The 22646-nt window shown below is 72.6% G+C and carries 15 protein-coding genes, 1 tRNA gene and 3 pseudogenes; 14 read left to right on the plus strand and 5 right to left on the minus strand.

The window, feature by feature from the left end; all coding sequences use genetic code 11:
• Positions 1–51 precede the first annotated feature (51 nt).
• From ACFYY7_RS00730 to ACFYY7_RS00745, 4 genes are all read left to right on the plus strand, one after another.
• The gene (locus tag ACFYY7_RS00730; protein WP_388657048.1) at positions 52–2661 is read left to right on the plus strand and encodes an alpha/beta fold hydrolase; all 2610 of its coding nucleotides are present in this window, start codon (positions 52–54) and stop codon (positions 2659–2661) included.
• Positions 2658–3536 (plus strand): ABC transporter permease, encoded by an 879-nt coding sequence (locus tag ACFYY7_RS00735; protein WP_388655462.1) that lies wholly within the window; start codon positions 2658–2660, stop codon positions 3534–3536. Before ACFYY7_RS00730 ends, ACFYY7_RS00735 begins: the two co-directional genes overlap by 4 nt.
• A 132-nt stretch (positions 3537–3668) precedes the next feature.
• Positions 3669–5267 carry a VWA domain-containing protein gene (locus ACFYY7_RS00740; protein ID WP_388655463.1) on the plus strand — a complete coding sequence of 533 codons (1599 nt, stop codon included), beginning with the start codon at positions 3669–3671 and terminating at the stop codon, positions 5265–5267.
• 96 nt (positions 5268–5363) lie between these two features.
• Positions 5364–5831 carry a DUF1772 domain-containing protein gene (locus ACFYY7_RS00745; protein WP_388655465.1) on the plus strand — a complete coding sequence of 156 codons (468 nt, stop codon included), beginning with the start codon at positions 5364–5366 and terminating at the stop codon, positions 5829–5831.
• Positions 5832–5876: 45 nt separating this feature from the next.
• Here ACFYY7_RS00745 and ACFYY7_RS00750 read toward each other — a convergent pair.
• Both ACFYY7_RS00750 and ACFYY7_RS00755 read right to left on the minus strand, forming a co-directional pair.
• Positions 5877–6044, minus strand: a pseudogene (locus ACFYY7_RS00750) (rhamnose ABC transporter substrate-binding protein); the annotation flags it as partial.
• Positions 6045–6046: 2 nt separating this feature from the next.
• Positions 6047–6499: pseudogene (locus tag ACFYY7_RS00755) on the minus strand (ATP-binding cassette domain-containing protein); the annotation flags it as partial.
• A gap of 377 nt (positions 6500–6876) precedes the next feature.
• Here ACFYY7_RS00755 and ACFYY7_RS00760 point away from each other — a divergent pair.
• From ACFYY7_RS00760 to ACFYY7_RS00770, 3 genes are all read left to right on the plus strand, one after another.
• A complete protein-coding gene (locus ACFYY7_RS00760; RefSeq protein WP_388655467.1) occupies positions 6877–8388 on the plus strand; it encodes an FG-GAP and VCBS repeat-containing protein in 1512 nt (503 codons plus the stop codon).
• Positions 8389–8583: 195 nt separating this feature from the next.
• The gene (locus ACFYY7_RS00765; protein WP_388657051.1) at positions 8584–9849 is read left to right on the plus strand and encodes a sensor domain-containing protein; all 1266 of its coding nucleotides are present in this window, start codon (positions 8584–8586) and stop codon (positions 9847–9849) included.
• A complete protein-coding gene (locus tag ACFYY7_RS00770; protein WP_388655469.1) occupies positions 9822–10481 on the plus strand; it encodes a response regulator in 660 nt (219 codons plus the stop codon). Before ACFYY7_RS00765 ends, ACFYY7_RS00770 begins: the two co-directional genes overlap by 28 nt.
• A 67-nt stretch (positions 10482–10548) precedes the next feature.
• On the opposite strand, the gene ACFYY7_RS00775 is transcribed toward ACFYY7_RS00770, so the two are convergent.
• Positions 10549–10621 (minus strand) — tRNA-Arg (locus ACFYY7_RS00775).
• Between the two features lie 328 nt (positions 10622–10949).
• Here ACFYY7_RS00775 and ACFYY7_RS00780 point away from each other — a divergent pair.
• From ACFYY7_RS00780 to ACFYY7_RS00810, 7 genes are all read left to right on the plus strand, one after another.
• A complete protein-coding gene (locus ACFYY7_RS00780) occupies positions 10950–12593 on the plus strand; it encodes an ATP-binding protein (RefSeq protein ID WP_388657054.1) in 1644 nt (547 codons plus the stop codon).
• Positions 12590–14509: a YfjP family GTPase gene (locus ACFYY7_RS00785; RefSeq protein ID WP_388655471.1), complete on the plus strand. Its 1920-nt coding sequence runs from the start codon at positions 12590–12592 to the stop codon at positions 14507–14509. Before ACFYY7_RS00780 ends, ACFYY7_RS00785 begins: the two co-directional genes overlap by 4 nt.
• A gap of 99 nt (positions 14510–14608) precedes the next feature.
• A complete protein-coding gene (locus ACFYY7_RS00790) occupies positions 14609–15160 on the plus strand; it encodes a single-stranded DNA-binding protein (protein WP_388655473.1) in 552 nt (183 codons plus the stop codon).
• Positions 15161–15411: 251 nt separating this feature from the next.
• Positions 15412–16863, plus strand: coding sequence for an LAETG motif-containing sortase-dependent surface protein (locus ACFYY7_RS00795; protein ID WP_388655475.1), 1452 nt, complete (start codon positions 15412–15414; stop codon positions 16861–16863).
• 245 nt (positions 16864–17108) lie between these two features.
• Positions 17109–18773: an energy-dependent translational throttle protein EttA gene (ettA, locus tag ACFYY7_RS00800; protein ID WP_388655477.1), complete on the plus strand. Its 1665-nt coding sequence runs from the start codon at positions 17109–17111 to the stop codon at positions 18771–18773.
• A gap of 5 nt (positions 18774–18778) precedes the next feature.
• Positions 18779–19201 (plus strand): acyl-CoA thioesterase, encoded by a 423-nt coding sequence (locus ACFYY7_RS00805; RefSeq protein WP_388655479.1) that lies wholly within the window; start codon positions 18779–18781, stop codon positions 19199–19201.
• A complete protein-coding gene (locus ACFYY7_RS00810) occupies positions 19198–19881 on the plus strand; it encodes a hypothetical protein (protein ID WP_388655480.1) in 684 nt (227 codons plus the stop codon). Before ACFYY7_RS00805 ends, ACFYY7_RS00810 begins: the two co-directional genes overlap by 4 nt.
• 10 nt (positions 19882–19891) lie before the next feature.
• Here the strand turns inward: ACFYY7_RS00810 and ACFYY7_RS00815 are convergent.
• Positions 19892–21085 (minus strand): annotated as a pseudogene (locus ACFYY7_RS00815) (serine hydrolase domain-containing protein).
• Positions 21082–22623 (minus strand): alpha/beta hydrolase, encoded by a 1542-nt coding sequence (locus tag ACFYY7_RS00820; RefSeq protein WP_388655482.1) that lies wholly within the window; start codon positions 22621–22623, stop codon positions 21082–21084. Before ACFYY7_RS00820 ends, ACFYY7_RS00815 begins: the two are co-directional and overlap by 4 nt.
• Positions 22624–22646 lie beyond the last annotated feature (23 nt).

A 22646-nucleotide genomic window follows, 5' to 3' on the forward strand; every position in this document is an offset into this window, starting at 1 on the left:
CTGCCGCTGCGCAAACGCGGCCGCTGGGTCGCGGGCCTGGCGGCGCTCGCCGTGCTGGCCGGCGCGGGCACCTGGAACGCCGCTGCCGACGACAGCGGACCCGCCGTGCACCGCCAGGACCGGATGATGAAGGCCGACGGGGTGTCCATCGACACCTCGTACTTCACCGCCGGCTCCACCGGGCGCCGGCCCGCCGTGCTGATCGGGCACGGCTTCGGCGGCAGCAAGGACGATGTGCGGGCGCAGGCCGAGCAGTTGGCCCGCTCCGGGTACGCCGTGCTGACCTGGTCCGCCCGCGGGTTCGGGAAGTCGGGCGGGGACATCGGGCTCAACGCCCCCGACCGCGAGGTCGCGGACGTGTCCCGGCTGATCGACTGGCTCGCGGACCGGCCCGAGGTGGAACTCGACGCGAAGGGCGACCCCCGCGTCGGTATCACCGGCGCCTCCTACGGCGGAGCCGTCTCCCTCCTCGCCGCCGGGCACGACAAGCGGGTCGACGCCATCGCCCCGCAGATCACCTACTGGAACCTCGCCGACGCCCTCTTCCCCGACGGGGTCTTCAAGAAGCTCTGGGCCGGAGTCTTCGTCACCACCGGCGGCGGCTGCCAGAAGTTCGAGAAGCGGCTCTGCGAGATGTACGAACGGGTCGCCGTGAGCGGCAAGCCCGACGCCGCCGCACGCGCCCTGCTCGCCGAGCGTTCACCGAGCGCCGTCGCCGACCACATCGAGGTGCCCGCGCTCATCGTGCAGGGCCAGTCCGACTCCCTCTTCCCGCTCGGCCAGGCCGACGCCATGGCCAAGGCCATCAGCGGCAACGGCGCACCGGTCGCCGTCGACTGGATCGCCGGCGGACACGACGGCGGCGACCTGGAGGCCGACCGGGTACACCGGCGCATCGGCAGCTGGTTCGATCGGTACCTGAAGGACGACAAGGGCGCCGACACCGGGCCCGCCTTCCGCGTCACCCGCACCGGAGGCATCGACTCCACCGACGGGGCCACCCTGGTGCGCGGGGCGAGCAGCGATACGTACCCGGGGCTGAGCAACGGCACGGAGAGCGTCGCCCTCGCCGGCCGCACCAAGACGTTCCGCAACCCCGCCGGGGCCAACCCGCCCGCCATCTCCGCCGTTCCCGGCGTCGGCGGCGGCCTCGCCCAGCTCTCCTCCCTCGGCGTCGGCCTCTCGATCGACTTCCCCGGCCAGTACGCCCGCTTCGACTCGGCCCCGCTGGACGAGGAGCTGAGCGTCACCGGCTCGCCGGCCGTCCAGGTGGACGTCAAGGCCGGGCACGGCGACGCGGTGCTGTTCGGCAAGGTGTACGACGTGTCGCCGGACGGCAAGCAGCAGCTGCTGCCCTCCCAGCTCGTCGCCCCCTTCCGGATCACCCCCGACCGGCAGGGCAAGCCGGTCCGGCTGACCCTCCCCGCCATCGACCACCGATTCGACGCCGGACACCGGCTCCGCCTCGTCCTCTCCGCCACCGACCTCGGCTACGCCTCACCGGCCGAGCCGACGACGTACACCGTGACCCCCGCCGGACCGCTGAGCGTCCCCACCGCACCCGCCCTGAAGACCGCACCGGCCACCCTGCCCTGGTGGACCTGGGGACTCCCGGCCGCCGCCGTCGTGATCGCCGCCCTGCTGCTGCTCACCGCCCGCCGCCGCACCGCGACACCCGCACCCGACCCGGCGCTGGCCGACGTACCCCTCCAGATCACCGGCCTGGCCAAGAAGTACGCCAAGTCCGCCAACCTTCCCCAAGCTCTCAACTTCGTTCGAGCAGGGGAGACCCCACTTGCGGTGAAGGACCTGTCCTTCCGGGTCGAGAAGGGGCAGGTGCTCGGCCTCCTCGGTCCCAACGGCGCGGGCAAGACCACGACGCTGCGCATGCTGATGGGGCTCATCACCCCCGACGACGGCGAGATCCGGGTCTTCGGCCAGGCCATCCGGCCGGGCGCACCCGTGCTCTCCCGCGTCGGTTCGTTCGTCGAGGGCGCCGGCTTCCTGCCGCACCTGTCCGGACGCGCCAACCTGGAGCTGTACTGGCAGGCCACCGGGCGCCCCGTCGAGGACGCGCACATGGAGGAGGCCCTGGAGATCGCCGGGCTCGGCGACGCCCTGGCCCGAGCCGTCCGCACGTACTCGCAGGGCATGCGGCAGCGGCTCGCCATCGCCCAGGCCATGCTCGGCATGCCGGACCTGCTGATCCTCGACGAACCGACCAACGGCCTCGACCCGCCCCAGATCCGCGAGATGCGTGACGTGATGATCCGTTACGCGGCCGGGGGCCGGACCGTCATCGTCTCCAGCCACCTGCTCTCCGAGGTCGAACAGTCCTGCACCCACCTCGTGGTCATGGACCGGGGCCGGCTCGTCCAGGCGGGCCCGGTCGCCGAGATCACCGGCTCCGGCGAAATGCTGCTCGTCACCACCGCCCAGGAGGTCCCCGAACCGCTGGTCGAGAAGATCGCCGCGCTCGCCGGGATCGGCTCGGCCGTCCGCACCGACGACGGACCCGGACTGCTGGTACGGCTCGACGGCGCCACCGCGTCCGGGCTGATCACCGAACTGGTCAGGCTCGACGTGCCGTTGACCGGTGTCGGACCGCACCGCCGCCTGGAGGACGCGTTCCTCACCCTGATCTCCGGAGGCTCCGCATGAGTGCCGCAGTCGATCTCACCGGGGGCGTCGAAGCCCCCGGCTACCGGGCCCGGCACACCCTGCCGCTGCGCGTCGAGGCGGTGCGCCAGCTGCGCAGGCGCCGCACCCTGCTCATGGGCGGGGTACTGGCCGCGCTGCCGTTCATCCTGATCGTCGCCTTCGCGATCGGCGGCACCCCGGACTCGCGGGGCGGCGGCAGCGACCGGATCACCCTGATGGACACGGCGACCGCGTCCGCCGCGAACTTCGCCGCGACCTGCCTGTTCGTCTCGGCCGGGTTCCTGCTCGTCGTCCCGGTCGCGCTGTTCTGCGGCGACACCGTCGCCTCCGAGGCGAGCTGGTCCTCGCTGCGCTACCTGCTGGCGGCGCCGGTGCCACGGGCCAGGCTGCTGTGGAGCAAGCTCGTCGTGGCGCTCGGCTTCAGCCTGGCCGCGATGGTGCTGCTGCCGCTCGTCGCACTGGCCGCGGGAACCGCCGCGTACGGCTGGGGGCCGCTCGAACTGCCCACCGGGGGAGCGCTCGCCGCCTCGCAGACCGTGCCCCGGCTCGCACTCGTCGTCGCCTTCGTCTTCGTGTCCCAACTGGTCACCGCCGGGCTGGCGTTCTGGCTGTCGACCAAGACCGACGCCCCGCTCGGCGCGGTGGGCGGCGCGGTCGGGCTGACCATCGTCGGCAATGTGCTGGACGCCGTCACCGCACTCGGCTCGTGGCGTGAATTCCTGCCCGCGCACTGGCAGTTCGCCTGGGCGGACGCGCTCCAGCCGGAGCTGGAGTGGGGCGGAATGGTCAAGGGGGTGGCGGTCTCGGTGACCTATGCCCTGATCCTGTTCGCTCTCGCCTTCCGGGGGTTCAGTCGTAAGGACATCGTGTCCTGACCTTGATGTTCCGCCGATTTCCCCGCCTCCGTTGCCGCATCGAGATGCTTCCGCAACGTCTTCGTCTGCTCCCCGGCGCCGTCTCGCACGTCACATTCACAAGTGCTGACACGACGACGTTGGGGGCAGGCGATGGAACGCCGGACGGCTGAACACACAAGGCGGCACGTACGGAAATGGCGGGGCGCACTCGGTGTGCTGCTGGCGGGCGGGGTGCTGCTCACCGGATGCTCGGCGGGGATGTCGAGCGGGGAGAAGGCCGCCACGGACAGCCGGGGCGGCGGGCGCCCGGGCCCCGGGCCCGCCGCCTCGGCCGGTGCCGAGAGCGACGGCGCGAAGAAGCAGGACGGGCTGCGGGAGTCCGCACCGCCCGACTACCTGTCCACCTTCGCCCTGGACGTCGACACCGCCTCGTACGGCTACGCGCGCCGCACCCTCGCCGACGGCGGCCTGCCCGATCCGTCCACCGTCCGGCCCGAGGAGTTCGTCAACAGCTTCCGCCAGGGCTACCGGCGCCCGGACGGCAACGGCTTCACCGTGAACGTCGACGGGGCCCGCGCCGGGGACAAGGGCGAGGACTGGTCGCTGGTGCGGGTCGGGCTGGCCACCCGGGCCGCCCCCACCCGTGACGAACGCCCGCCCGCCGCGCTCACCTTCGTCGTCGACATCTCCGGCTCGATGGCAGAGGCGGGCCGCCTCGACCTGGTGAAGGAGTCCCTGGACATCCTCACCGACGAGCTCCGCGACGACGACTCGGTCTCCCTGGTCACCTTCAGCGACGAGGCGGAGACCCTGCTGCCGATGACCCGGCTGCGGGACCACCGGGGCAGGATCCGCGACCGGGTCGACTCCATGGAACCCACCGACTCCACCAACGTGGAAGCCGGCATCCGCCGCGGGTACGACGAGGCGGTCGACGGCCGCGTCGAGGGCGCCAACAACCGGGTCGTGCTGCTCTCCGACGCCCTCGCCAACACCGGTGAGACGGATGCCGAAGCCATCCTGGAACGCATCGGCTCCGCCCGCCGCGACCACGGCATCACCCTCTTCGGCGTCGGCGTCGGCAGCGAATACGGCGACGCGTTCATGGAGCAGCTCACCAACAAGGGCGACGGCCACACCACTTACATCGCCGACAAGGACCAGGCCCGCAAGGTCTTCGTCGACCAGCTGCCCGCCCACCTCGAACTGACGGCGCGCGACGCCAAGGCCCAGGTCGCCTTCGACCCCAAGACCGTCAAGCAGTTCAAGCTCATCGGGTACGAGGACCGCAAGGTCGCCGACGAGGACTTCCGCAACGACCGCGTCGACGGCGGCGAGGTCGGCCCCGGCCACACGGTGACCGCGCTCTATGCCGTACGGCTGAGGGCGGGCGCCTCGGGCCATGTGGCCACGGCGACCGTGCGCTGGCTGGACCCGAGGACCCGGGCGCCGCACGAGCAGCAGGGCACCGTCGGGACGGGCGCGATCGACGGACCGCTGTGGAACGGGGACAGCAAGCGCCTCCAAGTGACCGCGGTCGCCGCCTACTTCGCCGAGGAGCTGCGCGGCGAGGAGCTGCCGGGCGCGCCCGGCCTCGGCGTACTGTCCTCGCACGCGAGGAAGCTGGCCGCCGAGACCGAGGACGACTCGGTACAGAAACTGGCGACCATGATCGGACAGGCCGACCGGCTCAAGAACGGCCCGGTGGACAGTGGTTCGGACGAAACACCGGAGGGCGAACTGGGCTGACCGGTCCGGCTGGACCGGTTGGATGGACCGGACCGACCGGACCGGCCGGCCCGAACGGGGGGCGGCGGCCCGCCCGCCGAGGACATGATGTGCCTCATGTCCTCCTCCCTGTCCTCCCTGTTCCTGGCGCTCGCCGTGATCACGACGGGCCTCTACGCCGGATTCATGCTGACCTTCCTGATCGCGGTCATGCCGGGCATCGCCGCGCTGCCCGACGAGCGGTTCACGGACGCCATGCGCCGCTTCAACGAAAAGGTGCCGGGACCGGCCTTCATGGTCCTCTTCCTCGGCGTGATCGCGTTCCCGGCCGTCGTGGCCATCGGCGGCGACGGCGGCACGGGCCGGGTGCTCGCCGTCGCGGCGCTGGTCTGCGCGGTCGCCGGCCACCTGATCACGATCGCCGGCAACATCCCGCTCAACAAGGCGCTCGCGGAGTCCGAGGGCGGCGACGACAGCACGGCCCGCGCCGCGTTCGAGTCCCGCTGGAACCGGCTCCACCGGGTAAGGACGCTGCTGTCCCTCGCCGCGTTCGCCCTGCTGGCCGTGGTCGGGGCGGAGTTCTAGGCCGCGCGGGACGAGCGGTACGAAGAGCCGGGCCGGTTCTGCCGCTCAGAAGTCGAACTTGTCGATGTTGCCACGGTGGAACACGGTCGGCTTGCCGAGGATGACCTCGCCGTCCTTGCCGACCGTGTACTCGCCGAGCCGGCCCGCCTTGAACTTCTCCCCCTGCGCGCCGGTGATCCGCCCCGACGCCAGCGCGGCGGCGGCGTACGAACCGCCAGGGCCCGGCGGACCAGCCCGCGCCTGCGGACGTCGCCGAGGCCGGTGAGCGAGATGTTGCGCTCGACGGACATCGCCATCACGAGCCCGCGCTGGCGGCGGTCCTCCGGTACGAGTGCCAGCCCGGCGGCCATCGCGGCGGTCGGCGACCCGGGGCGCAGCACGGCGCCGTTCACCCGTACCTCCCCGGCATCCGCGCGGTCGACGCCGAAGACCGCCTGGGCGACCTCGGTCCGGCCGGCGCCGACGAGCCCGGCGAGCGCGACGATCTCCCCGCGCCGGACCTCGAACGACACATCGCGGAAGGCCCCTTCGCGGGTCAGCCGGCGCACCGACAGGGCGACCTCGCCGGCCTTCGCGTCCTGCTTCGGACAGAGCTCGTCCAGATCGCGGCCGACCATCCGGCGCACCAGGCCGTCCTGGGTCAGCCCGGCCAGCGGCTCGCAGGAGATCAGGCTTTCAGTGCCAGGACCGGGGCGGCGGGGCCCGGGGCCGGGTCCTTGGCGGGCTGGTTCATGAGGGCTCCTCAGCGGAGGCACGCACCTGTGGGACGCGGTTCCCCCACGCCGTGAAAGGATTCAATGAGGTACTCGGAAGCTGGACGGGGATCGCGGGCACCGTCAATGGTGCGGTGGCGCCCCTGTTCCGTACCCGCCCGGCAGGGGCCCGGGTGGAGGAGCTGTGACGGTTGCCGAGCGAACGCAACCGCCGTGCACCACCGCAGGTCTGACTCTGCGAAGCGCCGGTGCCGTACCGCCGCACCGGACCATCCGCGTACGCAGGCTCACAGGCTCACACCAACCTCCCGCACCCGAACGAAGGAGTCCACGTGGCATCCCGCGCCCTAGGAACCACCGTGGTACTCGCCATCACCGTGGCGACCGCCGTGATCACCTTCCCCACCGCCCAGGCAGCGACGCCCGACCGCGCCACGACCTCGGCGTCGGCGTCCGCGACCGGGGCGGTGCCCGCACCGGTCCCGCGCCGCGACGACTTCAACGGGGACGGCTGTCCGGACCTGGCGTTCACCGCGCCCGGCGCCACCGTCGACGGCAAGGCCAAGGCCGGTTACGTGGCCGTGGTGTACGGCTCCGGGAACGGGCCGCAGACCTCCACCAAGCAGGTCTTCACCCAGAACTCGCCCGGCATACCGGACTCCGCCGAGGCCGGTGACGCGTTCGGTGGCTCGATGGTCTCCGCCGACCTCGACAAGGACGGATACAGCGACCTCGTGGTCGGCGCGGGCAACGAGAAGATCGGCTCGGCCGGGTCCGCCGGTTCGCTCACCGTGATCTGGGGCGGCGCGCAGGGACTCTCCGGCGGAGCGACCCTGCTGACCGGCGACGAGCTGTACGACGAGGTCGGCGCCAGGACCGCGGCAGGCGACTTCGACGGCGACGGCGCCATGGACATCGTCACGGTCGGCATGCACAACACGTATGTCCTGTCGGGCCCGTTCAAGCGCGACGGCAGCACCGCGGCCCCCGCCAGGGAGATCCGCGACATGGACGACCTGCGCTACATGGACATCACCGCGGGCGACTTCGACGGCGACGGTCACGACGACCTGGCCGGCGTCGTCCACGACGGCGACGAGTACGACGCCCGCCGCATCCTCGTCCGCGACGGCGGCGCCACCGGCCTCGCCGAGGACTACACCACCGTGAACGCGGCCAACGGCTACCGCCTCCAGGGCGGCGAGACCATCACGGCCGGCCGGATCGACGGCGACAAGTACGCCGACCTCGTCGTGGGCCGCCCGGTCGACGGCTACGACAGCGACCTGGACCTCCCGCTCGCCAAGGGCGGCATGATCACCTACGTACCGGGCGGCGCGAACGGCCCGCAGGGCGACCGCGCCAAGGTCTTCAACCAGGACAGCGCCGGTGTCCCGGGCGCCGCCGAGCGGGGCGACGGCTTCGGCGCCTCGGTGTCGATCGGCGACATGAACGGCGACGGCTACGGCGACATCGCCGTCGGCGTCCCCTACGAGGACCTCGGCACGACGAAGGACGCGGGCTCGGCCCTGGTCCTCCCCGGCACCGCGTCCGGCCCGACCGGAACCGGCACCGTGGGCTTCAACCAGGACACGGCGGACGTTCCCGGAGCGGCCGAGGCGAACGACCGGTTCGGCGGCGCCGCCAAGCTGGTCGACGCCAACCGCGACGGCCGCAGCGAACTGGCCGTCGGCGCCCCCGGCGAGAACACGGACGCCGGCTCCCTGTGGATCTTCCCGACCGCGGCGTCCGGCCCGGTGGCCAAGGGCTCGTTCACCTTCGGCCACGGAGCGCTCGGCACCGTGGGAACGGACGCGGCGCTGGGATCGTCCTTCAACCGCTGATCCTGATCCCGCGATCCCGCCCCGGGGTAGGGCCGGCCCTACCCCGGGAGTCGGGCAGCGCGGATGTACCCGCCCGGGACCGCCTTCTACGGTGGGGCCATGAGCCCGACGCAGTGTCAGCCAAGTCCCGCCGTACTCCCGGCGGATGCGGAGCCGGACGGTCCCCGGACACGCCCCCGCACCGTCTGGCAGGCCCTGCCGTCCCCCCGCTACCCGCTGTCCTCCTGGCCCTGGCGGTCGGCGGGATACCTGATCAGCGGCGCACTGTCCGGTGCGGTCGTCCTGGTGGTGACCGTGACCGCCGCGGTCGTGGGCGGCGCGCTCTCCGTCGTACTGATCGGCCTGCCGCTGCTCGCCCTCCTCACCCTGACCGGCATCCCGGTGGCGGCCCTGGAGCGGCGCAGGCTCGGCCTGATGGGCCCCGCCCCGGCCCCGGACCCGCACCGCCGCCCGGCCGAACCGGGGCTGCGGAGCTGGGCGGCATGCCGGTTCCGGGAACGGGCGACCTGGTGGGAGCTCGGGTACGCGGCGCTGTTCGCCCTGGTCCTGTGGCCGCTCGACGCCCTCGCGGTGGCCCTCTGTGCGGCCGCACCGCTGGCGATGGCGGGCACCCCCGTACTGATGGAGGTCTACGGGGACGGCGAGGAGCTCCGCGTGGTGAAGCTGTGGACGGTCACGACCTGGCCCGGGGCCTTCGCGACGGCGGCGCTCGGGCTCGTACTCCTGCTGCTCGGCGGCTACGCCCTGGGCGCCCTGGCCGGAGCCAGGGCGGAACTGACCCGCCTCCTGCTCACCCCCGGACCCTCGGAGCCGGACGCGCGGGTCATGGAACTGACCCGCTCCCGGGTCCGGCTGGTCGACGCCTTCGAGGCCGAACGCCGCCGCATCGAACGCGATCTGCACGACGGCGCCCAGCAGCGCATCGTCGCCCTCACCATGATGCTGGGCCTGGCCCGCCTGGACGCCCCGCCCGGCCCCCTCGCCGACCAGCTCACCCGGGCCCACGAGGAGGCGGGCAGGGCCCTCGCGGAACTGCGCGAACTGATCCACGGAATTCACCCCCAGGTGTTGGCCGACTACGGCCTCCAGGCCGCGGTCGCCGACGCCGCCGAACGCTCCGCGATCCCCGTCGGACTGAACGTCGAACTGCCCGGCCGGCTCCCCGAAGCCGTCGAGGCGGCCGCCTACTTCGTGGTCTGCGAGGCCCTGGCCAACGTCGCCAAGCACAGCGGCGCGAGCCGCGCGGAGGTCAGCGGGGGCCACCGTGCGGGCCGCCTCTTCCTGGAGATCCACGACGACGGACGAGGCGGCGCGAGCACGTCCGGGGGCGGCAGCGGACTGACCGGCCTCGCCGACCGAGTCTCCGTGCTCGATGGCAGACTTGCGCTGTCCAGCCCGGCCGGGGGCCCGACCCGATTGCGTGTGGAGATTCCTTGCGAGTGGACCGATCGCTCCGTGTAGTCCTGGCCGAGGACAGCGTGCTGCTGCGCGAGGGACTGACGGGCCTGCTCGGCCGCTTCGGCCACGAAGTGGTCGCGGCGGTCGGCGACGCGGAAGCCCTCGCCACGGCCGTGGCCGAACACGCCCCGGACATCGTCGTCACCGACGTCCGGATGCCGCCCGGCTTCCAGGACGAGGGCCTGCACGCCGCGGTCCGGCTCCGCGAGCGGCAGCCCGCCCTCCCGGTGCTGGTCCTGAGCCAGTACGTGCAACGCGCCTACGCCGCCGACCTCCTGGACTCCGGCGACGGCTCGGGCGTCGGCTATCTGCTCAAGGACCGGGTCGGCCAGATCGAGGAGTTCATCGACGCGCTGCGCGAGGTCGCCGACGGCGGCACGGTCGTCGACCCCGAAGTCGTACGCCAGCTCCTGCGCCGCCGCCGCGACCCGCTGGAACGCCTCACCGCCAGGGAGCGCGAGGTGCTCGCCCTGGTGGCCCAGGGCCGGTCGAACGGCGCGATCGCCCGCGAACTGGTCGTCTCCGAGGCGGCGGTGGGCAAACACATCGGCAACATCCTCGCCAAGCTGGACCTCCCGCCGGCCGACGAGACGCACCGCAGAGTCCTGGCGGTCCTGGCCTTTCTGCGCGCCTGACGGCCCCGGACCCGAACCGGTCCGAGAACGGCAAAAAGACCCTCCCGGAGGAGGGTCTTGATTCGTGCGCCCCCGGCAGGACTCGAACCTGCGGCCAAGTGCTTAGAAGGCACCTGCTCTATCCACTGAGCTACGGGGGCCGGGTGGTGGCCTCGGCGGCCTGGAGCCCTGGGGCCGGGCCGGTCGGTGACCTGCCGGGACAAGGATAGGGCTCCGATCGCCTCGTCCTGGTTGCTTCACCTGCGTGGCACGATGTGGAGGTTCGGTGAAGCGAACCGATAATCGCAGGTGGGTGGGATTCCTGCACCGCTTTTGGCGCCTCGCGCCCCGGGTGTTGTGCACTCGTTATGCCTGCGCCCCACTCATCCCCTCTGTCCCGACTTCATTCCTGGGAGAGAACCGGCGCGCAGAGGTGGCTATACGCTTCAAAAAGGCTCCAAAATTGGGCATTCTTCGCATGTGGTGACCTTGGACGTACGGCCTCAGCTCATCGACGCACTCTCCGCCCTGCGCGACCGTGTCGCCGCCGTGCGTCTCCCACTCCCGCTGCCGGGAGCCGCGCGCGCCCGGCAGACCCGGAGCGAGCTGCTCGCCCAGCTCGACGACTATCTGCTTCCCCGGCTCAGGGATCCCGAAGCACCGCTGCTCGCGGTCATCGGCGGGTCGACCGGTGCGGGGAAGTCGACGCTGGTCAATTCGCTGGTGGGGCGGCCGGTCAGCGAGGCCGGGGTGCTGCGGCCGACCACCCGGACACCCGTGCTCGTCTGCCATCCGGACGATCACCACTGGTTCGCGGGGGCACGCGTACTGCCGCGGCTGACCCGCGTCTGGCTGCCGCCGGAGGAGTCCGGGGGGCCCGGCCGGTGCGACGACCTCGACGGATGCGAGGAGGAGAACGGGACCTCGTTGCGGGTCGAGACCTCGCCGGGGCTGCCGCGCGGGCTCGCGCTGCTGGACGCGCCCGACATCGACTCGCTCGTGGTGCGCAACCGGATGCTGGCCGCCGAGCTGATCTGCGCCGCGGACGTATGGGTGATGGTCACGACGGCCTCCCGCTACGCGGACGCGGTGCCCTGGCACCTGCTGCGTACCGCCAAGCAGTACGACGCCTCGCTCGTCACCGTCCTCGACCGGGTGCCGCACCAGGTGATCGCCGAGGTGTCGCAGCAGTACGGGGCGCTGCTCACCCGTGCGGGGCTCGGCGAGGTGCCGCGCTTCACCATCCCCGAGCTGCCCGAATCGGCCGGTGGCGGCAGCGGGCTGCTGCCCACGACCGCCGTCGCCCCGCTGCGCGCCTGGCTCAGCCACCGCGCCCAGGACCCGGCGGCCCGCCAGCAGGCGGTCGGGCGTACGGCGGCCGGGGTCATCGACTCGCTGGACGTACGGATGCCCGAGCTGGCCGGGGCCGTCGCGGCGCAGTACGCGGCGGCCGTGCGGCTGACCGGCGTGGTCGAGGACGCGTACCGGGCGGAGGGCGCCCGGGTCCGGCGCAGGCTGCACAGCGGCGGCGTGCTCGCCGGGGACGCCCGGACCAGGTGGCGCGGCTACCCGCAGTACAGCACCCCGGGGGAGCTCCTCGAAGCGCTGGTCGAAAGCCTCGCCGCGCTCCTGCAGTGCGCCGTGGCCGCCGCCGACGAGCAGATCCGTACGACCTGGCAGCGCGAACCCGCGGCCGGCGAGTTCGGCTTCGAGGACGTCGGCCGGGAGGCCGGGGGATGGGGGCCCGCCGAGGACATCCGGGGCCGGATCGCCATGGCCGTACGGCGGTGGTGGCGGGTCCTGGAGGAGCTGGCCGAGGAAGAGGTGCGCAGCCTGGAACGCAATGCCGCCCCCGACCCCGAGACCGTGGCCGCGCTGCTGGCCGCCGCGCTGCTCGGCGGCCGCCGCACCCGCGGCGCCGGGGAACAGCTCGCCGAACGGATCGGCGCCCAGACCGCGCTGCGGCTGCGCGACAAGGGCGGGGCGCTGCTCACCGAATGCCTGGACCGGGTGCTGGACGGCGAGCGCGACCGGCGGCTCGCACCGCTCGACGCGCTCGACGTGGCCCCGGAGCCGCAGGCCGAACTGATCGCCGCGCTGTCCGTACTGCAGAAGGAGAGGTGGCAGCGATGACTGCCGTCACTGACGAGGGGACCGCACCGGCCGGGAGCCCAGCTCCCCCCGAGGACCGGGCGACCGACGGGCCGGTCCCGGTCCCGGAGGCCGGCCGGGTGCCGGAGCCGGGCAGGGCGCCGGAGCCGGGCCGGGAATGGAACGACGGGCTCATCGCCCGGCGGGCGGCGGCCAAGGCGGCGGACCCCGAACCCGAGCCCGACCGGGACGACGACGTGCGACCGCCCCAGGTCGAGGCGTACGTGCCCTCCGGCGGCCCGCTCCGGCCCCGGCTCGACGCGCTGCGGGAACTGGTCGGACTGTCCCGGGCCCGGCTCGACGGGGACACCCTCGCCGAAGCGGGACGGGTGCTCGACGAGGCGGCGGCCCGGCAGCGGCTCTCCTCCCGGCACACCGTCGTCGCCATCGCCGGGGCCACCGGCAGCGGCAAGTCGATGCTCTTCAACACCCTCGCGGGCGCCCAGATCTCCGAGACCGGGCTGCGCAGGCCGACCACCGCCGCCCCCATCGCCTGCTCCTGGACCGACGGGGCCGCCGGACTGCTCGACCGGCTCGCCGTCCCGGGACGGCTCAGGCGCAGGCCGCAGCCGGGCGGCGCGGACACCGACGAGGCACTCCAGGGCCTCGTGCTGGTCGACCTGCCCGACCACGACTCGGCGGCGACCGAACACCGGGAACAGGTCGACCGGGTCCTCGCACTGGTCGACGCGGTGATCTGGGTCGTCGACCCGGAGAAGTACGCGGACGCGGCCCTGCACGAGCGCTACCTGCGGCCGCTCGCCGGACACGCCGAGATCACCTTCGTCGTCCTCAACCAGATCGACCGGCTGCCCGGCGACGCCGCCGACCTGGTCCTCGACGATCTGCGCCGGCTGCTCGACGAGGACGGCATGGCGCTCGGCGAACACGGCGAACCGGGCGCCACCGTCATGCCCCTGTCCGCGCTCACCGGCGAGGGCGTCGATGAACTGCGCGAGGTGCTCGGCCGGTTCGTCCAGGGACGCACCGCGGCGGCGCGCCGGCTGTCCGCGGACGTGGACGCCGCCGCGGCCAGGCTCCGCCCGGTGTACGTGGCCGAGGGGCGGCCCGGCCTCGGAGAGCGGAGCCGTGAGGAGTTCACCGACCGGCTGGCGGAAGCCGTCGGGGCGGCCGCGGCGGGCCAGGCGGCCGAGCGCGAGTGGCGCAGGAACGCCGGACGGGCGTGCGGCACGCCGTGGCTGAGGCTCTGGCGCTGGTACGAGACCACCCGGCGGCCCGGAAGCCTGGAGCGCCCGGTGCGGCCCGAGCCCCCCGAGGAGCGGCCCTCCTCCCGGCAGCGCGTCGAGCAGGCGGTACGGACGGTGGCGGACGAGGCCGCCGACGGGCTGCCGGGCCCCTGGGCGCAGGCGGTCCGCGAGGCGGCGGTGAACGGCGCGGACGGGTTGCCGGAGGCGCTCGACGTGCTGGCGGAAAGGTCCGGCGCGGAGCACGCCCCGGGCGGTGGGGCGGTGGTGGCCACGGGCGTGGCCGGGGCCTCCGGAGTGGCGCACAGCGGCCGGGTGGGCGGGAAGCCGCCGCGGCCGAAGTGGTGGCCGGCGGCGGTGCTGGCGCAGGCCGCGATGACGTTGCTGCAGGTCTTCGGCGGGCTCTGGCTGGTCGGGCAGATCGTCGGCGTGTTCGAACCGGGCTACTTCACGCCCGCCCTGGTGATGCTGGCCGGGATCGTCGGCGGGCCGCTCGTGGAGTGGTCGTGCGCGGCCGCGGCGCGTGGGCCGGCGCGGCGGTACGGGCAGGAGGCCGAGCGGCAGTTGCGCGAGGCGGCGGCGGCCTGCGGGCGGGCCCGGGTGCTCGACCCGGTGGCCGCGGAGCTCGTGCGGTACCGCGAGGTGCGCGAGAGGTACGCGGCGGTGACGGAGATTTCCACAACCGGCGGGTAGTCCACAGGCGCGAGCAGGATTTCCGCCTCCCCTTCAACCTGGGATCAGTGACCGCGTGGACGCGATCGCTGTTCCGAAGGCCGAAGGGGAGGCGGAGTCATGAACGACACCTTGGTGACATTGGTGGGCAACGCGGCTACGGGCGTGGAGTTCCGGGAGACCGCGACCGGCGGAATGGCGCGATTCCGGTTCGCGGTGACGCCGCGCCGCTGGGACCGCGAGAAACAGCTCTGGACGGACGGGCACACCAGCTTTTACACGGTGTGGGCCTGGCGGACTCTGGCCTTGAATCTGTCCGGTTCCGTTTCCGTCGGGGAACCCCTCGTCGTGCATGGCTGGCTGAAGGTGCGCGAGGAGGAACGGGAGGGGCAGCGCAGGACGTTCGTGGACATCGAGGCGGTCGCGGTGGGTCACGATCTGACGCGGGGGACGGCGGCGTTCCGGCGGGTGATGAGGGGTGAACCCGCGCTGACGGCACGGGTGGGGAGTGTGGACGGGTCGGGGGCGGGGCCGGGGCCGGGGGCGTCGGCGGAGCCGGAGGACGTCGCCGGGCCGGGCGGCCTCGACGGGTCCGGGGGACCGGGCGGCTCCCGGCGCGGGCGGGCGACGGACCGTCAGAAGGCCGCGAAGGAACTCGCGTCGGTGCCGTGACGGGCCTGGAGCGGTCCAGGAGCAGGGCGAAATACGGGCCGGGGCGGGCCGGGAAGGGGCCGTGGAGGCGAACGCGGGTGATACCGGCGATAACGATTCCGATTCGGAATGGTTGTGCGACGGTATGACGGGGGACTGTTCATCGCTTCCTCCTTAGGATTCCCCAGTACTCACGGGGCACTTGAGTCGACTGGCGGGGCAATCCCCACACGCGCATAAGGCGCGGAGGGTCCCGCCCGGAGGGGAATTCTGTGTTTTCTGCTTCTTCAGCGACCGCTTCGTCGTCCTCGGGGACGACGGCCAATACTCCGAGGCGGCGCGGCATAGCCCGGCTGGCCGCATCGGTGGTGGCATCCGGTCTGGTCATGGCAGGCGCCCTCGTCGGCGCGGGCGGCGCGGTCGCCGACGAGGCACCGCAGCATCAGGGCGGCGCGGCCGCGGTGCTGGACGGGTTGAAGACCTTCGACCGCGCCGTGCTGCACACGGGCGGCAAGGACCAGCAGCTGCCCGCCGGCCTCTTCGAGATGACCGTCGACGGCGGCGGCAAGCTCAAGACGTACTGCATCGACATCCACAACCCCACCCAGGACCAGGCGAAGTACCTGGAGACCCCCTGGAACCAGACCTCGCTCGGCAGCAACAAGAACGCCGGCAAGATCCGCTGGATCCTGGAGCACTCCTACCCGCAGGTCGACGATCTCGCGGCGCTCGCCAAGGAGGCCGGCACCGGCCCGCTCACCGAGAAGACCGCGGCGGCGGGCACCCAGGTCGCCATCTGGCGCTACTCGGACAACGTGAAGGTCGACGCGACCGACGGCCAGGCCGAGAAGCTGGCCGACTGGCTGGAGAAGAACGCCGTCGACCAGGCCGAGCCCAAGGCGTCCCTCGCCCTGGACCCGGCCGCGGTCTCCGGCAAGTCCGGTGAGCGGCTCGGCCCGGTCACCGTCCACACCAACGCCGGCCAGGTCTCCGTGACCCCGCCCGCCGACGCCGCCACCGGCGTCAAGGTCACCGACAAGGCCGGCAAGCCCGTCACCGCCGCGGCCAACGGTGCCGAGCTCTACTTCGACGTGCCCGAGGGCACCGCCGACGGCTCCGCCTCGCTGACGGTCCAGGCCACCACCTCGGTGCCGGTCGGCCGCGCGTTCGCCGGTGTCACCAAGAGCCAGACCATGATCCTGGCCGGCTCCAGCGAGTCCACGGTCTCCGCGACCGCCACCGGCACCTGGGCCAAGAAGGGCGCCATCCCGGCCGTCACGGCGAAGAAGAACTGCGCCAAGGGCGGCGTGGACGTCACCGCCGCCAACACGGGCGACGAGGCCTTCACCTTCGAGCTGGCCGGTGTGAAGCACACCATCGAGGCGGGCAAGTCCGAGACGGTCACCGTCCCGGTCGCCGAGGACCAGGCCTACGACTTCACGATCACCGGCCCCGGCGGCTTCTCCAAGACGTTCAAGGGCGTCCTGGACTGCAAGACCAGCGGCAGCACCACCGGCGGCACCGACACCCAGACCGGCGGCGACAAGCCCGCTCCGGCCACGTCCGGCGGCAGCTCCACCACCGGCGGCTCGGGTGACCTCGCCGAGACCGGTGGCTCCAGCGCCACCCCGGTCATCGCGGGCGTCGCGATCGCCCTCGTCGTCGTCGGCGGCGGCGCGGTCTTCCTCCTCCGCAAGCGGAAGACGCAGACCTCCGCACAGTGATTCCGCACCGTCGTGCCGCACCTTTGATTGCGGAGTGACGAACAGGGGGCGGACTGTCACGTTCGCTGATGAGGGCCCCGGTACGCCGACGCGTACCGGGGCCCTCGCATGCCCGGCGACGGATCCCCGCACGCTCCGGGGGCCGGAACGGGATGTCTCGCGGACCGGGCGGGTTTCCATCCCGGGATGGACGTCAGGCAAGATGGGGTGTATCTGCCCACACATCGATAGCCGGACGGTTTCTCTTGGCTGAGTACATCTACACCATGCGCAAGACGCGCAAAGCGCACGGCGACAAGGTGATCCTCGATGACGTCACCCTGAACTTCCTGCCCGGCGCGAAGATCGGTGTCGTGGGCCCCAACGGCGCCGGTAAGTCCACGGTGCTGAAGATCATGGCGGGCCTGGAGCAGCCGTCCAACGGTGACGCGTTCCTCTCGCCCGGTTTCAGCGTCGGCATCCTCATGCAGGAGCCGAAGCTCGACGAGGCGAAGACGGTCCTGGAGAACGTCCAGGACGGCGCCGCCGAGATCATGGGCAAGCTCAAGCGCTTCAACGAGGTCGCCGAGCTCATGGCGACCGACTACTCCGACGCGCTGATGGAGGAGATGGGCAAGCTCCAGGAGGACCTGGACCACGCCAACGCGTGGGACCTGGACGCCCAGCTGGAGCAGGCCATGGACGCCCTGGGCTGCCCGCCCGGCGACTGGCCGGTCGTCAACCTCTCCGGTGGCGAGAAGCGCCGCGTCGCGCTCTGCAAGCTGCTGATCGAGGCCCCCGACCTGCTGCTCCTCGACGAGCCCACCAACCACCTCGACGCCGAGTCGGTGAACTGGCTGGAGCAGCACCTCTCGAAGTACTCGGGCGCCGTGGTCGCGGTCACCCACGACCGTTATTTCCTGAACAACGTCGCCGAGTGGATCCTCGAGCTCGACCGCGGCCGTGCCCTGCCGTACGAGGGCAACTACTCCACGTACCTCGACAAGAAGGCCACCCGCCTCAAGGTCGAGGGCCGCAAGGACGAGAAGCGCGCCAAGCGGCTCAAGGAAGAGCTGGAGTGGGTCCGCTCCAACGCCAAGGGCCGGCAGACCAAGTCCAAGGCCCGACTCGCCCGTTACGAGGAGATGGCGGCCGAGGCGGACAAGATGCGGAAGCTGGACTTCGAGGAGATCCAGATCCCGCCGGGCCCGCGGCTCGGTTCCATCGTCGTCGAGGTCGAGAACCTCTCGAAGGCCTTCGGCGACAAGGTCCTCATCGACGACCTGTCGTTCACGCTGCCGCGCAACGGCATCGTCGGCGTCATCGGTCCGAACGGCGCGGGCAAGACCACGCTGTTCAAGATGATCCAGGGCCTGGAGACCCCGGACACCGGCTCCGTCAAGATCGGCGACACGGTCAAGATCTCCTACGTCGACCAGTCCCGCGCCAACATCGACCCGAAGAAGACCCTCTGGGCCGTCGTCTCGGACGAGCTGGACTACATCAACGTCGGCCAGGTCGAGATGCCCTCGCGGGCGTACGTCTCCGCGTTCGGCTTCAAGGGCCCGGACCAGCAGAAGCCGGCCGGGGTCCTCTCCGGTGGAGAGCGCAACCGCCTCAACCTGGCGCTGACGCTCAAGGAGGGCGGCAACCTGCTGCTCCTCGACGAGCCCACCAACGACCTCGACGTCGAGACCCTGTCCTCGCTGGAGAACGCCCTCCTGGAGTTCCCGGGCGCCGCAGTGGTCATCTCCCACGACCGCTGGTTCCTGGACCGCGTCGCCACGCACATCCTGGCGTACGAGGGCGACTCCAAGTGGTACTGGTTCGAGGGCAACTTCGAGTCGTACGAGAAGAACAAGGTCGAGCGCCTCGGCGCGGACGCGGCCCGCCCGCACCGTGCCACGTACAAGAAGCTCACGCGAGGCTGATCGTCTTGGCTCGTCACATCTACAACTGCCCGCTGCGCTGGTCGGACATGGACGCCTTCGGCCATGTGAACAACGTGGTCTTCCTCCGCTACCTGGAGGAGGCGCGCATCGACTTCATGTTCCGGCTGGCGCCGGGGGACGGTTCGCCGTCCTTCTCGGGCGGCTCCGTCGTGGCCCGGCACGAGATCGACTACGTACGGCCGCTGGTCCACCGGCACGAGCCGGTGACCGTCGAGTCGTGGGTCACGAAGATCGGCGCCGCGTCGCTGACGATCGCGTACGAGGTCAAGGACCCGGACCAGGTGTACGTCCGGGCCTCGACCGTCGTCGTGCCGTACGACCTGGCCGAGGAGCGGCCCCGGCGGATCTCCGCCGAGGAGAAGCTCTTCCTCCAGCAGTACCTGGCCGAGGAGCCCGTCGCAGTATGACGGTGCCCGTACGGTCGCTGGAGTTCGCCGACCCGAGGGAGGCCGCGGATCTCGCGGCCTTCCTCGGCCGGCTGCTCCACTACGACCGGGCCGCCGCGGTGCGGATGCAGGCGGGCGGCGGTGCGCTGGCCGTGTTCGGCAGGCCGCCGTCGTTCGAGGTCCTGGCGATCCGGACGGCGCGGCTGTCCGGGCCGGACGACGACTTCGACGTCACGGTGTCCGCCGGTGAACTCCTCGAATCCCTCGGGGAGTCCACCGGCACCGGCGCCGTCCCGGCACCCGTCACCGGGCCGCCGTGGACGGGGGTCCTCCCGCCCCGTGGCGGCTGGCGCGAACTGCCGGGCCTGCCCGACCCGGTCTCCCTGCGCGCGGCGGTCACCGCCGCGGTGGCGGAGTTCCGCTCCCGCGACGAGGCGCTGCCCGAGGAGCGCCGTACCCGGGCGGAGCGGGACCTGATCGGCCGCGAGATCTGGTCGCGCACGGTCGCCGGCACCGGGCTTCCTCTGCGGGCGGTCCACGCCGCCCAGTCGCTGGGATTCCTCCGCCCCGCGCCGGACTTTCCCGTCGCCCTGCTCACGGCCGGGTCCTGGCTCCGGCTCCGTACCCCCTACGGCTCCGTCGCCCTGCGCGGTCCGGGCAGCGGGCTCGGCTCGCTCAACCTGTCGGTGGGCACGGGCTGAGCGAGAGGCCCTAGCCGGTCAGGGCCCTGTCCACCAGGCGCCGCGCGGCCGCGTCCTGGGCGTCCTGGGCCGGGTCGCCCATCCGCAGGGTGAACGTGGCGCTGGTCGCGGCCCGTGAGCCGTTCGGTGTCACCCCGCTCTCGGAGACGATCCCCAGATGGGTTCCGCCGTGGAACCACATCCCGCCGTCGCTCCCGGCCACCGGGCGCCAGGCGATGCCCAGCCCGTAACGGACTCCCGGCGCATCGATCCAGTCCTCGGCCGCGACCGTCTCCTTCATCGCGGCCAGCTCCGCCGGGCGCAGCAGCCGGCCGCTCATCAGGGCGCGCAGGAAGACCCCGTGGTCGTGGGTGGTGCTGATGACGGAGCCGTCCGCCCCGCCGCCGGAGGCCAGCGTCGTGTCGGTCGGCCGGGTGCGGCCGGGGAACCAGGTGTGCGCGGTGGCCGTGGGCCGGGGCAGGTACGGGGAGGTGCCCGGGGTGAAGGTGTGGCGCAGGCCCAGGGGTTCGACGATCCGGTCGTGGATCTCCCGGGCCCAGGAGTTGCCGGTCACCCGCTCGATGATCAGGCCCGCCACCACGTAGTTGGTGTTGGAGTAGCCCTAGCGCCGCCCAGGGGCGGGCGCTCCGGCGTCCGGTACCCACAGGGGCGGCCGGCTCAGGGCCGCCTTCAGCTGGTCCTCGGGGGTGGTGGTTCGAAACCGGGAACGGAGGTACCCGGCCGGGGTGAATACGTCGGCCGCGTCGGGCGAGACGGCCAGGTAGTCGTTCAGGCCGCTGGTCTGGCGCAGCAGGTCGGCGACCGTGATCCTGCGGCCGTCGTTGCCGTTGCCCCGCACCGCGCCGGGCAGCCACCGCTCGACGGTGTCCGTGAGCGCGAGCCGTCCCTCGCCCACCAGTTGGAGGGCGAGCGTGGCCGTGAAGGTCTTGGTGTCGCTGCCGATCCGGTAGTAGGCGTCCCAGGGGACGGGGTGGTGCCGGGCCCCTGGGTCGGCGGAGCCGGCGCGGGCCGTGGTGCGGCCGCGGGCGCTCTGGACCTCGGCCAGTACGCCGGTGGCGCCGGTGGCCACGATCGCGTCCACGTCTTCCTGGAGGTGGTCGCCGAGCCCGGGACGGTGGCGGGGCGCGGCCGTCGCAGAGGGGCCGGATGCCCCGGTGAGCAGGGCCGCCGCCGTGGCCGCCAGGCCCGTACGTCTGCTGATCACCGGTCCTCCCCGGTGCGCGGGCAGGTCAGGTCGGCGGCGGGGAGCGTGCCGTCGCGCAGGTAGTCGTTGACGGCTCGGTCGGCGCAGGGGACGGGGGTGAGGCCGTCGAGTCCGCGCCCGTACACCCCGTGCGAGCGGATGTCCGCCGTCACCAGCCGGGAGCCGGTCAGGCGGCGGTGCAGGGCCAACGCCCCTTCGTACGGGACGTTGTTGTCGCGCCGGGCCTGGAGCATCAGGACGGGTACGTCGTTGCCGATCACCGTGGCGGGCTCGCGGGACGTGCTCGTCCAGAACGCGCACGGGGCCATCATGCTGTTGACGAGCGGGCCGAAGACGGGCTGGGTGGCGCGACTGGCCTCCATGTTCCGCCAGTACGTCTCCGGGTCCCGTGGCCAGCCGCCGGCCGGCCAGCCGCTGTCGCCGCACATGAAGAGGGCGCCGCCCAGCATGCTGTCCGCCAGTTCGGGCGAGGCGAGCAGCTCCAGCATGGCGGCGAGCTCCGGGCCGGGCTCGACCGGCCTGCCCGCCGCGGCGTCGGCCAGGTCCCGCACCGTACCGGCGAGCGCCGGGTCGTGCTCCTCGTGCTGGATGAGCTGCCGCAGCACCAGCCGCAGCAGCGGCGCGTCGAGCCGGACGCCGGAGACGGTCACCGGGCGCCGCTCGGCCCCGTCGAGCAGCCGTTGGACGCTCGACCGCACACGGGCGGGCGTGGCGCCGAGCCGGTAGGTGCCGTCGTGCCGGGCGGTCCAGCCGGCCCAGGCGTCCAGCGCCTCTTCGAGCGGTCTGCCCGCCCGCTGGAAGAGTTCGTACTGGGTGGCCGACGGGTCGGTCGAGGAGTCGATGACGACGCGGTCGGCGCGGCGCGGGAACATCTGGGTGTAGACGGCGCCCAGATCGGCGCCGTACGAGACGCCGTAGTACGACAGTCTGCGCTCACCCAGCGCCGCGCGGATCGCGTCCATGTCGCGGGCGACGTTCCGGGACGTGGCGTGGGGGAGGAGCCGGGCGTTGTCCCCGTGCTCCTGGCAGCGGCGTGCGGTGTCACGGGCGGACCGTACCGACCGCTCGAAGTCCTCGCGACGGGTCGTGACCGGGCCGGGCACGGGCGCCGGGGCGGCCGGAGCGCAGGCGACGGGGGTGGACTCGCCGAGGAAGCGGGGATCGAAGCCGATCAGGTCGTAGCGGTCGGCGACGTCCTTCAACGCGGGGCGCAGATACAGGGTGTTGGCGAGTCCGGTGCCGCCCGGACCGCCCGGGTTCGACAGCAGGACGCCCCGCCGCTGCCCGTGCTTCGCGGTGGCCTTGATACGGGAGACGGCGATCCGGATCGTCCGGCCGCCGGGGTCGGAGTAGTCGAGCGGGACGGTCACCTCCGTGCACTGCGCACCCGCCTCGTTCAGCTCCCGCTGCTGCGGTGAGCAGGGGCCCCAGACGAGCCGCTGATGGGTGGGTGCGGCGGGGGTGGCCGATGCGGGCATGCCGCCCGCGAGTAGACAGGTCAGGCCCAGGCCGACGGCGGCCGGGGTGGTGGCGCGCATGGTGCTCCTCGGGATCAGGTGGA

Source organism: Streptomyces sp. NPDC001933 (genome assembly GCF_042890955.1).
Taxonomy (GTDB): domain Bacteria; phylum Actinomycetota; class Actinomycetes; order Streptomycetales; family Streptomycetaceae; genus Streptomyces.